This window comes from Nitrosomonas sp. TNE100, from assembly GCF_055387135.1.
Window position 1 is genome coordinate 1118666 of the sequence record NZ_AP040997.1, and the last position, 13306, is coordinate 1131971.

12 protein-coding genes are annotated in these 13306 nt (G+C 46.5%); 3 read left to right on the forward strand and 9 right to left on the reverse strand.

What is annotated here, in order from left to right:
- Positions 1-11: 11 nt before the first annotated feature.
- The 6 genes from ACZ5EJ_RS05430 to ACZ5EJ_RS05455 form a co-directional block, all read right to left on the reverse strand.
- A complete protein-coding gene (locus ACZ5EJ_RS05430) occupies positions 12-971 on the reverse strand; it encodes a glutathione S-transferase family protein (protein WP_011634252.1) in 960 nt (319 codons plus the stop codon).
- Between the two features lie 3 nt (positions 972-974).
- Positions 975-1433: a DoxX family protein gene (locus ACZ5EJ_RS05435; protein ID WP_011634253.1), complete on the reverse strand. Its 459-nt coding sequence runs from the start codon at positions 1431-1433 to the stop codon at positions 975-977.
- A 532-nt stretch (positions 1434-1965) separates the two neighbouring features.
- The gene (locus ACZ5EJ_RS05440; protein ID WP_011634254.1) at positions 1966-2916 is read right to left on the reverse strand and encodes a polysaccharide deacetylase family protein; all 951 of its coding nucleotides are present in this window, start codon (positions 2914-2916) and stop codon (positions 1966-1968) included.
- 123 nt (positions 2917-3039) lie between these two features.
- Positions 3040-3492, reverse strand: a complete 453-nt coding sequence (locus tag ACZ5EJ_RS05445) for a SixA phosphatase family protein (RefSeq protein ID WP_011634255.1) — start codon at positions 3490-3492, stop codon at positions 3040-3042.
- An 88-nt stretch (positions 3493-3580) separates the two neighbouring features.
- Positions 3581-4270 carry a VIT1/CCC1 transporter family protein gene (locus ACZ5EJ_RS05450; RefSeq protein ID WP_074455587.1) on the reverse strand — a complete coding sequence of 230 codons (690 nt, stop codon included), beginning with the start codon at positions 4268-4270 and terminating at the stop codon, positions 3581-3583.
- 26 nt (positions 4271-4296) lie between these two features.
- Positions 4297-4977, reverse strand: coding sequence for an alpha/beta hydrolase (locus ACZ5EJ_RS05455; RefSeq protein ID WP_074455586.1), 681 nt, complete (start codon positions 4975-4977; stop codon positions 4297-4299).
- Between the two features lie 78 nt (positions 4978-5055).
- Between ACZ5EJ_RS05455 and ACZ5EJ_RS05460 the strand changes: the two genes are divergently transcribed.
- The gene (locus ACZ5EJ_RS05460; RefSeq protein ID WP_074455585.1) at positions 5056-6162 is read left to right on the forward strand and encodes a transglutaminase domain-containing protein; all 1107 of its coding nucleotides are present in this window, start codon (positions 5056-5058) and stop codon (positions 6160-6162) included.
- A 207-nt stretch (positions 6163-6369) separates the two neighbouring features.
- Here ACZ5EJ_RS05460 and ACZ5EJ_RS05465 read toward each other — a convergent pair whose 3' ends face one another.
- The 3 genes from ACZ5EJ_RS05465 to cysB all read right to left on the reverse strand — a co-directional run bounded on the left by ACZ5EJ_RS05465 (position 6370) and on the right by cysB (position 11407).
- Positions 6370-8091, reverse strand: a complete 1722-nt coding sequence (locus ACZ5EJ_RS05465) for an NADPH-dependent assimilatory sulfite reductase hemoprotein subunit (protein WP_074455584.1) — start codon at positions 8089-8091, stop codon at positions 6370-6372.
- A gap of 8 nt (positions 8092-8099) precedes the next feature.
- Complete coding sequence (locus ACZ5EJ_RS05470; RefSeq protein WP_074455583.1) at positions 8100-9935, reverse strand: assimilatory sulfite reductase (NADPH) flavoprotein subunit; 1836 nt, start codon at positions 9933-9935, stop codon at positions 8100-8102.
- Between the two features lie 542 nt (positions 9936-10477).
- Positions 10478-11407 (reverse strand): HTH-type transcriptional regulator CysB, encoded by a 930-nt coding sequence (cysB, locus tag ACZ5EJ_RS05475; protein WP_011634261.1) that lies wholly within the window; start codon positions 11405-11407, stop codon positions 10478-10480.
- Positions 11408-11639: 232 nt separating this feature from the next.
- Here cysB and ACZ5EJ_RS05480 point away from each other — a divergent pair, with 232 nt between their 5' ends.
- Together ACZ5EJ_RS05480 and cysD are read left to right on the forward strand one after the other, a co-directional pair.
- Positions 11640-12338, forward strand: coding sequence for a phosphoadenylyl-sulfate reductase (locus ACZ5EJ_RS05480; protein ID WP_074455582.1), 699 nt, complete (start codon positions 11640-11642; stop codon positions 12336-12338).
- 25 nt (positions 12339-12363) lie between these two features.
- On the forward strand, positions 12364-13272 hold the full coding sequence (gene cysD, locus ACZ5EJ_RS05485) for a sulfate adenylyltransferase subunit CysD (RefSeq protein ID WP_074455625.1): 909 nt from the start codon (positions 12364-12366) through the stop codon (positions 13270-13272).
- Positions 13273-13306: the final 34 nt, after the last annotated feature.

Consider the following 13306-nt stretch of genomic DNA (forward strand, 5'->3'; position numbering starts at 1 on the left):
TATATCTCGTCTTATCCCCGGTTGTGCGGCCGGGTATAATCGATCTCCGGCCCTTTCGGGACGATCCGGGTTGGATTGATCATCGAGTGACTGTAATAGTAGTGAGTTTTGATATGCCCGAAATTTGTGGTACTGGCGATACCTGGCATTTGGTATAACGCACGCAGGTAGTTGGATAAATTCGGATAATCCTCGATTCGCTGTTTGTTGAGTTTAAAATGGCTGTAATACACGCTGTCAAAGCGGATAAGGGTAGTAAATAGCCGCCAGTCGGCTTCGGTCAGCTGATCACCCGCGAGGTAGCGACATTTACTTAGTATGTTATCAATTTTATCCAGTCTGGCGAAAACCTGGTTGTAAGCCTTTTCATAAGCTGACTGCTCGGTGGCAAAACCGGCTCTGTAAACACCATTGTTGAAATCCCGGTACACCACTTCATTAATTGCATCAATTTCATTGCGTAACACCTCAGGATAAAAATCCAGATCATTGCCAGTTATTGCATCAAATGCGCTATTGAACATGCGGATGATTTCAGACGATTCATTGCTGACGATCATGTTGCGTTGCTTGTCCCATAATACCGGTACAGTAACCCGGCCGGTGTAATCCGGTTTGACGTGAATATAGAGCTGGTACAGATATTGAATATTTGCTATGGGATTGTCCTGGGAGACTTCACTGAATGTCCACCCATGTTTCAGCATCTTGGGGTCAACAACGGTAACGCCGATATGTTTTTCCAGATCTTTCAGGAGACGAAAAATCAGGGTGCGGTGCGCCCACGGGCAGGCCAACGATACGAATAAATGATAGCGTCCTGATTCAGCAGCAAAACCACCGTCTCCGGATAGGCCGGGTTGTCCATCTGCCGTGACCCAGTTGCGATATTGAGCATGCTCGCGCACAAATTCTCCATTTTCAGAGGTGTACCACTGGTCATGCCATGTGCCATCAATTAAAAGTCCCACTAATTATTTCTCCGGTTTGTTAGGAAACATTGCTTGCAGAGTGTGATCAAGTGAATACTTGCCTGCACCGTGCAGCAGGATACAAATGCTTATTACCATTAAGATAAGGGAGTATTCGTAGCCACTGTTTGTGATGAAGAAACCGTTTGTCCAATGTACAACAACCATCGCAACCAGCATGATCAGTGCGGTTCCCAACGCTGCCGGGCGAGTCAGCATACCCAGCAACAGTGCCAAGCCTCCAAAAAACTCGCCCGAACCTGCCAGCAATGCCATCAAATAACCCGGGCTGAGGCCGATTGAATCCATCCATTGGCCCGTGGCTTCCAGACCGTAACCACCAAACCAGCCAAACAATTTCTGCACACCGTGTGCCATAAACGTTCCGCCTGTTGTTACACGCAGCAGCAGTATTGCCAAATCAGTTTTATCATGTGTTTTCAAGATGGCTGAAATCTTCATTTGCGATCTCCTGTTAGTCGTCTTGCTGTTAACTACTTCGATGCATTGCGATGGGCCTTTTGCCATGTGCTGGGAGTATTGCTATCGGGGTTGAGATTTAGCGCAGTGATTTGTAATGATAACAAGATAAGTCTTTTCAAGCGAATTGGTTATTAAGTGGCTGGTATGACTGCAATATAGCCGGTTTATTCATGCGTCTTCTGGAAAATGCTGGAACGGTATTCGTTGTAGCATGGGTTTATGGTCATTCTCAGTAGCAGGCTTGATTGGATGTTGGGAATTCAAGATCTAACACAATTTCGCTGTTACCGAACGATTTTGCAGATTCAGCGACATATACAGTAATTTTGTACGCGGATTTTTCTTAACCGTAAACTCTAATGGCCAATCTCATCCGGCCGCCCTTCGAGCCTGTACGGAGTTTCCGTACAGGCCTTTTTCATGCTGTACCCTACCGGACACAGCCACTGATTGCGCTGCTATTCACAGTGAGGGACATTTACCATGGTATTCCTGCGGGTCTAGCTTTGCGTCACACAACCTGAATTTCCTGCTTCATGTTGCGAGTCATGCGTAGTACATAGAACAATTCACTTTTATCCCAGGGGGTGAAGCGTGGCAGCTGAAAGAGGTCGCTATTCTGCCGGGCAGCTCCCCATGCTGTTGAAACGGCAGCTTCAAACCCGGCTTCTTTAATCATTTTTATGTGTGCAGGTAGATAGTCTTTTCCCGGCTTGCCATTTGGGTAGGCAAACAGGCGTACTGGCGCGCCAATGATTGCTTCAAGCCTTACCTTGCCTTCCGTTATTTCCATACGAGCAGTCGTATCATCAATGCTCGCAAGTATCGGATGGGTGACGGTGTGGCCGCCTATTTCCATTCCTGCATCGTGTAACCGTTTGACTTGTGCCGAAGTCATCATGAGATTATCTGGTAATTCGGCTGAAATAATGGTGCTAAGTTTTTCTACCTGAGAAGCCCTTGTTTCATGAGACAGATATTTCAGCTTGCCTATCAGAAAAGTTAAAGCTTTCCTCTTTTGTTCAAGCGTGGTAATTACATGAATACCCAGATTGATTGAACTTAGGTCAAGTTTATCCCCTTTGGCAAGGCGTACTGATTCGATGACAGTATCGTTCCACATTCTTCCGCCATCAAGAAAACCAGAAGCAACGAAAAAAGTGGCGGATACTCCATATTGCTGGAGAAGAGGGAGTGCTATTTCAGCATTATCTGCGTAGCCGTCGTCAAATGTGATACAGGCGGCACAACTGGGCAGGGTGCCGCTGCGCAACCTGTTTACTGCCTCGGATAAGGGCAGAACATTGAAGTTATTAACCAGGTAGTTCAAGCCTGTTTCAAACGTCTTTATCCCGCCGCTGCCAAGCAGAAGATCAGGTTCGGGTAAAACACGATGATGAATAACAATAGATAACTTTGCGTTTTTGCCGGCAGGTGAAAACAGTGAGGGCAGTATTTTCATGGGAAACGTATTTGTATTTTGGTCCAACCTCTTTGATAAGGGATCTCGGAATAAGCAAGGATACAGGCAATTCTGCTGTATGAGGTCAGTGTCAGCAGTCATTTTCCATGCTATTTAAGGGATTTACAGTATCTCGGGGGTCATTACGGCTCGCAGGATAATACTTTCTCGCTCATCTTTTTGCTTGCAACTGAACCACCAGACAGAGCCCTTTCGTACACTAAAACCCGTTTCATCCCCTTTTAACAGGAGAGAGGCTATTTCTCCCAGCGTTGGTTGATGCCCCACTACCAGTACAGTGCCTTCTGCCTCAGGCCAGGCAATTGCATTAAGCACTTTGTACGGAGTGGCACCAGTTCCTACTTGATCGCTAGTTTCAAAACGGGTAGTCAGTGCCGAGGCGGTTTGCTGGGTGCGTTTGGCCGGGCTGACTATGATGTGTGTATCTGGTGGCAATTTAGATTTCAGCCATCCAGCCATTTTTTGTGCCTGTTTCAAACCTTTTTCAGTTAATTCACGTGCTGCATCAGGAATACGATCTTCTGCTTCAGCATGGCGCCATAAAATCAGATCCAAGGTTACACTCCTTTTGAATAAACCAGCTCGGGTATTGTGTTGATTGAAATGATGTAAAGCCGACGGTATTGCCGTTATTTAATCGCATTCAGGTGATTTTTTCAAAAAGTGTGCCAGTGAGTGCGGTAAATCCCATGGCAAGTGCCCCCCAGAAAACCACGCGTGTAGCACCTTTCAATATACTTGCTCTTCCAAGATAAGCAGCCAGTGTGCCCAGGGCAGTCAAGGAAAGAAGGGAGGTGGCTGTCACAACAGGGATAATCTGTGATGCAGGAGCAATGATGGTTGCCAGGAGCGGCATGGATGCCCCGAGAGTAAACATGCCTGCCGAGGTGAGAGCGGCGAGAATAGGATTTGCATTGATGTGCTCATGCAGGCCCAATTCATCTCTGAGGTGAGCGCCCAGCGCATCATGTGCCATCAGCTGTCTGGCCACCTCCTTGGCCAGCTCGGGCTTAACACCTCTCCCGATGTAAATATCTGTCAGCTCCTGGATCTCATAATTGATATCCCGGATAAGATGATACTGTTCAAGTGCAATATCTGCTTTTTCTGTGTCTGCCTGGGAGCTTACAGAAACGTATTCTCCTGCAGCCATGGACATGGCGCCGGCAACGAGACCTGCTACGCCTGCCAGCAGAATATCCTCAGTACCTGCATGCGCAGATGCCACACCAATAATCAGGCTAGCCGTGGAAACGATACCATCGTTGGCGCCCAGTACTGCCGCCCGTAGCCAGCCGGTTCGATGCGAGTAGTGAGTGTTGTCATATGTCATAACTATCTGTTTTGATGATCTGAAATTTAAGCTTCCTTCAGAATGTTTTTTAGCCAGCGGGAGATATCAATCAGTTCCTGGTCACATATAGCGTGCGCCATCGGATATTCATGCCAGTCAACAGAGTAATGGTAATCGCGCAGCAACTGTAGCGAAGATTGGGCTAATTTAACAGGGACAACAGGATCATAACTGCCATGAGCCATGAATATGGGAGTTAATTGATTGGCTACATGTGCCTCCTGTCTGATCTCGTGAACAAGAGGAAGATATCCTGACAGAACCATAATGCCAGCCAGCTTGTCAGGGTGGCGCAAGCCTACGTGCAACGCCATGGCAGCGCCCTGCGAGAACCCGGCAAGGATAATGTGACTGGACGGAATACCTCTCTGGTTTTCGTGTTCGATCAATGCTACGATTGCGCGTTGTGATCTGTACAACCCGGCTTTATCTTCCTGCTTAATAAAATCAGTGTGTTGGATGTCATACCACGCTCTCATTGTATGGCCACCATTGATGGTGACGGGTTGTAGAGGAGCATGCGGGAATAAAAAACGAATTGGGGTCGCCGGTAAATCAAGTGTTTGTACAACAGGGACAAAGTCATTGCCATCGGCCCCCAACCCGTGCATCCACAAGACGGTATATAAAGGATTCGATCCGGTTGCAATATCGATTGCGGAAAGCTGAAGCGGGCTGTCAGACATAGTGGTACGTGAAATTGACGTGGTTGGCTGGTAGCGATAAATTTATCGGGTTCAATATTATCATTGATGAGGAGGCGTATGAAACGCAGAGATTTTTTCAAGTTGGTTGGTACAGGCGCTGCAGCAGCTGTTTTGGCTCCGTCTGTTTCGCGAGCTTCCGCGTTACCGTTGAATCAGGCGAAATGGCGCGGCTATCAATTAACGTACCAGATTACTCTGCCCGCCGCAGGCAAGGTTGCAAAGCTGTGGCTGCCGTTGCCGGATACAAATGATACGATTTATCAGTTTACACAAGGAAGTAATTGGAGCGGAAAAGCGACTGCTTCTGCATTTTATATGTTACCCGGTACCTCTTCCCCGGTATTTTTTGCAACCTGGCAAAAGGGTGAAGAACGGACGGTCAAGGTGAGCAGTATTGTCAAAACAGCCTATCGCACTGCTGATCTGAGCTTTTACCAGGCTCCTGCCAAAGTTTCAATTCCCCAGAATATCAAACGCTATCTGCAGCCTACCAGCCAGATTCCATTGGATAACGCTGTGAAAAAAATGGCACATTCCGTGACTAGCCAGGCTAATGCCCGTACTCCATTGCAACAGGCGCGCGCCATTTATGATTGGATAATTAATAATGTTACCTATGACAACAGTGTGCGCGGGCAGGGCAGAGGGGATATACGGAGCATGCTATCCGGAGCAAATCTTAGTGGAAAATGCGCGGACATCCATTCACTTTTTGTCGGGCTTGCACGCGCTTCCGGCATTCCAGCGAGAATCCAGTACGGGATCCGTATCGGTGAATCCTCTCTTAACAAAAATCTTGGGAAATCCGGTGATATCAGTACTTCCCAGCATTGTCAGGCAGAGTTTTATCTTTCCGGGTTTGGTTGGGTTCCGGTGGATCCGTCTGATGTGGCGAAAGTCATGGCACTGGAATCTCTGCCGAACAACCATGACTCGATCAGTCAGCTAAGAGAAAAATTGTTTGGATCCTGGGAAATGAACTGGGTGGCGTTCAACGATGGTGAAAATGTGGATCTGGGTAAGGCATGTGCAGCCGGCAAGCTGCCATTCTTCCTCTATCCACATGCTGAAATTGACGGGAGACAACAAGATAGCCTGGAGCCGGAATCCTTTTCCTACAAGATTACTTCGGCAACGCTGGTGGGTACCGGCGCCAAACTGTAACTCGGTTATAGCCTGATAATTACCCTGCAAGGAGGGCGTTTATCAGGCATCGGCACAGCAATGGCTGTGCTACTGAACCTGGAAAAAGAACATGGCTGGCAGCTGTTTATACAGCAAGAGTAGCTTCTTCTGAGTCACTGCTGTACGCATAACCTCACTTTTGTGAGATTTTTACGCAATATAGAGAGTATCGCCGCATAGCATCAGTTAGTCATTTGAAAAACGTCCTTCTGTTACTTCACGAATAATTCCTGCGCGAATCGTAAAATCACCAAAATGCTCGTCAGGCAATCGTTCTGTCGCATAGTGACGAAGTACTTCATCAAGCGCTTCAAGAATTGCAGCCTCACCAATATTTTCACGATAAAGGCGATTGAGGCGCTGGCCGTGAAAACCGCCACCCAGATAAAGATTGTATTTACCCGGTGCGCGGCCGGTAAGTCCAATTTCCGCAATGAAAGGGCGGCTGCACCCGTTAGGACATCCTGTCATTCTGAGCGTAATTGGCTCATCTTGCAGATTGTACCGAGTGAGAATTCCTTCAATTTTCGTAATCAAAGTAGGCAGATAACGTTCACTGTCTGCCATTGCCAAGCCACAGGTTGGAAAAGCGACACACGCCATTGAATTCAGACGTAGCACGCTGTGTTCATTAAAAGCAATCAGTCCCGATCCCACCAGTAATGCTTCTATCTTCGGTTTGTCGGCTGTGGCAACGTTGGCAATCATGAGATTTTGATTGGGAGTCAGGCGAAAGTGCCCTTTGTGAACATGTGCAATCCGTGCAATTTTGTCGAGCGTATCGCGGTTGAGCCGGCCGTTCTCAACAAACAACGTGAAATGATGATAGCCATCATCCGATTCTACCCAACCATAGATATCTGCATTGGATGTGAAGTGGTAAGGGCGGGCGGGTTCGAGCAATCCGGCACGATCTTCAATTGCCAGTTTGATCCAGTCCAGTCCTTTATCATCGATTGTGTATTTAAAGCGTGCACGTGACCGGTCAGCGCGATTGCCATAGTCGCGCTGAACTCCCATGACAGCTTCGGTAACAGAAATAAGTCTGTCTGGCGTAATGAAGCCAATAACTGATGCGGTACGCGGATAGGTATGCGGTACCTTGTCGGTACGCCCCATTCCACCACCGATTGCTATATTGAATCCCGCTATTTTTCCATCTTTACCCACGATTGCGATATAACCCAGATCCTGAGCATAAATATCAATATCATTATTGGGCGGGATCACAAATCCAATCTTGAACTTACGGGGCATATAGGTTCGCCCGTAGAATGGTTCTTCCGGTTCAGATGAAGCAATACGTTCTTCACCATACCAGATTTCATGATAGCCCCTGGTTTTGGGAATGACATGATCACTTACTGTTTTTGCCAGTGCTGCCAGTTCTGCCTGCAGAGCTGGAAATTGGGGATTAACCGTAGCCATTACACCGCGTGAATCATCTCCGCACGCAGCAACTGTATCGAGCAATACTTCATGAAGACCACGAATAACCGGAACAATATTGTGCTTGAGCACCCAATGAAACTGGAAAGTCTGTCTGGTGGTCATGCGTAACGTTTCATTACCGTGCGCACAGGCAAGTTCTGAAATCTTCAGCCAGCGTTCGGTTGTGCAGATACCTCCCGGTAAACGCACACGGATCATGAACTGAAAAGCGGGTTCCAGTTTTTGGCGACGGCGTTCATCACGAACATCCCGGTCATCTTGTTGATAAATACCGTGAAATTTCATCAGCTTGATATCGTCGCCTGGTACAGCAGATGTAATACGGTCAAGCAGTCCAAGTGCGATTGTGCCACGCAGGTATTCACTTCCAGCCTTCAGTGCCTCATCCGGGCTTAGGCGCTCAAGTGGTTGGGAAATATCGCAGCTGCGATCAGTGGGAGGGAGTGTGTCTGCCATTTCTATTCTCAATAAACGTCGCGCTGATAGCGCCCATCGCGTTGCAGGTTGCGAAGATACTCTTCTGCTTCTTCGCGCTGAACGCTTGCTTGTTCTTCGATTACGGTGACCAATGTATTGTGGACATCAGGCGCCAGGCGTAACGCATCTCCACATATATAAATATGTGCACCTTCTTCCAACCAGGCATAGACATCGTGTGCATGTTCATGAATGCGGTGCTGAACATAAGTTTTCTCTGCATTATCTCGTGAGAAAGCGACATCCATTTTTGTCAGAATGCTATTTTTTAACCAGTTCTGCCACTCAGTCTGATAAAGAAAATCCACACGGAAATTGCGTTCTCCGAAAAATAACCATGAACGGCCACCGCCATTTGCTTCGCGTTCTTGCATAAAGGCACGGTAAGGTGCCACACCGGTACCAGCGCCGATCATGATGATGGGTTCGCCGTTGGGTGGCAGGCGAAAATATGGATTGCTCTGAATGTAGACTGGTAATATGGAATCAGCGTTTGCACGATCAGCAAGGTGACTGGATGCAACACCTGAACGAATTTCTCCATGCAGCTTATAACGTACTGGCGCGACAGTGATATGTGCCTCATCAGGGCAAATCGCCAGGCTGGAGGAAATAGAGTAGAGGCGCGGTTGCAGAGGGCGCAACCCGTCGATAAAACGCTGTGGATCAAGACCTTTGAGCGGAAAAGCGCGAATAATATCAATAATATGATGCTCATGAAGGAATGCCGCACGTTCGACATTATCCATTGCAGTAAAAATATCGGTTGTGCCGGTCAATTCCCCCCAGTGATCAAGAAAACGCAGTGTTGCTGTGGTAATTTCGAATAATTTGCTAAGCGCTTCAAAGAGTGTTGTTACCTGACCCTTTACGGTCAGCGATGTGCCTGGATTCATGTCGAGCGTGGTCAGTAGTGCCTCAACCATCACAGGATCGTTGTTCGCCACGATGCCCAATGCATCGCCCGGCTCGTAGGTTAAAGCGGAATCAGCAAGTGATATTTCGATGTGGTGTGTTTCCCGGGTAGAGCCGCGACCCGAGAGAACAATGTTGTCAATGACAGTTGCAGGGAAGGGGTTTCGTTTACCGTAAGCTGAATTATCAGCTTGCTGAGTACTTCCTGTTGTCTCTAGTTGTGATGCGGCGGATGGTGTTGCCGCTCTTTTCTCGGCGGTGAGTAGCGCCAGTATATTGCTACTCCATGCAGCAGCCGGTTCTTCATAATCCACATCACAGTCAATGCGTGGCTGCAGCCGTTTTGCGCCCAGTTCCTCGAAACGCTCATCAAGACGTTTGCCGGCACCACAAAAATGTTCATAGCTCATGTCGCCCAGCGCAAGTATGGCGTAACGTAGTTCAGGTAGTGCTGGTGCCTTGCGGCTTTCGATTAATTCAAAAAACTCCATTCCAGACTGAGGTGGATCTCCTTCTCCATGGGTGGAGGTGATGATCAGAAGATCCTGCTCTTCTTTGAGTTTGCGAACTTTGTAATCAGCTATGTCAACCAATGTCGGGTTGAGTCCTTGTTCAATAGCCAGTGCTGCCAAACGGATTGCCAGTTCGGTGCTGTTACCGGTTTCACTGATATGAAGGATTGTAAGTGAACGAGCTGCAACTGGTTCTGCTTGTACTACTGCTGCGGAAATGCGTGTATCTGGAGATTGGGCCGCAGTAGTACCCTTGTGTAACAAGGCTGACCCAATGCCAGCAAAGTAACCGCTGATCCAATACGCATGTTCAGGTGTAAGAGAAGAGCTTAGTGCTTCGACAAGACGCCACTGTTCTGCAGTCAGAGCGGCTCCTGAGAATTGTGATACCGTCATTTTATTTTATATTTTGGAAGTTTTTCACACGTAGAAATACGTAGAAATGAGATATCCAGCTGGTGGTTAAAATTTTGTAGATATGGCAAATCAATTAAAAACCCGTTTACGCCTGTTTCAGCTTTGCTGTTACAGCACTCTTTAAATAAAGAGTGCAAGCATAGCAACTATTTTTATAATTCAAAAGAATATTAAATTAATTATATATCGTATTTTGTTATATGAAGTATATCTGGATGGCCAAAGAAATTAATAATACTAATTAAATATAAAATAATAGGGAGCGTGAGCTATCTTGGCTCCCGGTCAGAAATTTATTCTTTATGGTGCTAGTGCTCGCTTATTCAGCTTTATTGTTGCGGGTGTGCAGGCTGTCAGGCGGAACGTGTATTTCAGCGATATTTATGTTGTGGTGCCGCCTCTAATTTCCGAAGAATATACTGAAATTTTAAGGGGCGGAGTCTACCAGAAAGCGTTCTAGTCATCAATCCGGACAGGGTGGGAGCCTTTTTATCTATGCCAATTGTTACTACCAATAGCAGTTAGTTTTCAGGATTTCTGAGCAGTCTATTGATCGTTTCTGTATCAAGATGTGTCGCAAACATCTCAATAAAATCGTAAATGTAGTGGCGAATGTAGCTGTTGCGACAGATACCGATGCGAGTAGTACTGGGTTCAAACAGATGTGCAGCATCAATGGCCCGCAACTTTTTATCGCGAGCCGGATCAAAGGCCATCTTTGCCAGAATGCCTACGCCCAAACCGATTTCTACATAAGTTTTGATTACATCCGCGTCAAGTGCTGTCAGTACCACGTTGGGCTTTAATCCTCTGGATTCAAATGCCTGATTGATTTTGGATCGACCGGTAAAAGCAAAATCGTAGGTAATGATTGTGTATTGAGCGATGGATTCAAGCGTTAACTCCTTAAGTTGGAGTAGTGGATGCCGAGGCGGAACGACGACACAACGATTCCATTCATAACAAGGCAACATAACGAGTTCGTCGAATAATTCGATGGCTTCGGTTGCGATAGCCAAATCGGCTTCACCAGATGAAACCCAGGTGGATATTTCTATAGGGCTTCCCTGTCGCAAGGATAATCTGATTTTTGGGTGGCGTTCGATAAAGCGCTTGATTACAGGAGGGAGCACATACCGTGCTTGTGTGTGAGTAGTTGCAATAACAAATGTACCGCTCTCCTTATCATTAAATTCATTTCCAATTTTTTTCAGGTTATCTGCGTCCTGCAGCATTCGTTGGGCAGTTTCCAGGATCGCAAGCCCTGGCTGAGTGATACTGGTAAGACGTTTACCGTGGCGTGTAAAAATCTCGACCCCCAACTCTTGTTCCAATAGCTGGATTTGTCGACTGACCCCAGGTTGTGAAGTATGCAGAGCATTCGCAGCCTTGGATAAATTCAGCTTTTGTTTTGCAATTTCACGAAGGTATCTCAATTGCTGGAGTTTCATTTATATAACAAACTATAATATATAATTAATTTAATATTCTTTTATATTATAAATATTATTGTTATGCTTGCATATATGTTTAAAGTGCAATGTAAAAATGAGGTCATTTGTGTTGTGTATCATTCGAAGCTATGACAAGTGTAGCGTAGCGTAAGGATTCACATCGGGTTGGCGTGCTTATATAGATTTTTTATGGATATGTATTTGTCAGGTAAAATAACGCTTTATTAATATGGATGAGCAAACATTGCAACAGAAGGTTGAGCAGTTACACAGTTTGTTAGGTAATATCCAGCGGGATTATTCTCCCGCTGTATTTGCCAACAGTTTTGGTGCTGAAGATATGGTATTGACTGATGTAATCGCTCGCCATCATCCGGAAATTGGCATATTTACGCTTGATACCGGACGTCTTCCACAGGAAACTTATGATCTGATACAAAAGACGAAGGAGCGTTATGGTGTTTCCATCCATGCTTATTTTCCTGATTCATCGTCTGTTGAGAACTATGTGACGCAATATGGCCCAAATGGGTTTTATGAAAGTATCGATCTGCGAAAACGTTGTTGCTATATACGAAAAGTTGAACCGCTAAAGCGTGCTTTGGCTGGAAAGCGTGCCTGGATTACAGGAATGCGTCGCGAGCAATCAACCACTCGGGAGGAGCTGAAGTTATCAGTATTTGATAACATTCACGGTATACATAAATTTAATCCCTTGTGCGACTGGACTGAGAAGGATGTATGGAACTATATAAAGCAGCACAATATTCCCTACAATGCGTTGCATGACCAATTTTATCCCAGCATCGGCTGTGCTCCATGTACTCGGGCAATAACTCCCGGGGAAGATATTCGATCCGGGCGTTGGTGGTGGGAAAACCCAGACTCTAAAGAATGTGGTTTACATACTACAAAAGCAGAAACATAAGTTAATGTTCTTAAATCAAAATAAAATGAATCAACAGTCATATTTTACACATTTGGATGCCTTGGAAAGCGAGGCTATCCATATCATGCGAGAAGTTGCGGCAGAGTGTGCCAATCCGGTACTGTTGTTTTCAGGGGGCAAGGATTCGGTTGTTTTGCTGAGACTGGCTGAAAAAGCCTTTCGCCCGAGCCATTTTCCTTTTCCGTTGATGCATATCGATACGGGCCATAATTTTCCGGAAGTAATTGAATTTCGGGATTATCGGGCCAAACAATTGGGAGAACGCCTGATTGTACGCAGCATGGAGGATTCTATTCAGCGTGGCAGGGTCATATTGCGATCCAAGAACCAAAGCCGCAATCCTTTTCAGGCAGTTACTTTACTGGACGCCATTTCAGAATTCGGGTTTGATGCCTGCATTGGCGGTGCTCGCAGAGACGAGGAAAAAGCACGTGCGAAAGAACGTATTTTTTCGTTTCGGGATGAGTTCGGTCAATGGGATCCAAAGAATCAGCGCCCAGAATTATGGAGTCTCTATAATGCGCGAACTCACCCTGGAGAAAACATCAGGGTTTTTCCTATCAGTAACTGGACAGAATTGGATATATGGCAATATATCGGCCGGGAACAGCTGGAAATTCCATCTATCTACTATGCTCATGAGAGAGATGTAATTGTGCGGAATAGTAGTCTGCTGCCGGTGTCGTACCTGGTTCAGCCCGAGGCGGGGGAAAGTGTACAACATATGATGGTGCGATTCCGTACGGTTGGTGATATGAGCTGTACCTGTCCGGTCGCTTCTCAGGCCAGGGGTGTCGAGGAAATCATCGTGGAAACAGCATTAACACGAATTACTGAGCGCGGGGCAACACGTATGGATGATCGCACTTCTGAGGCATCAATGGAGTTGCGTAAACGGGAAGGTTATTTCTAGGACAGTGTTCTGAAATAACACCCGGTTTTAATTT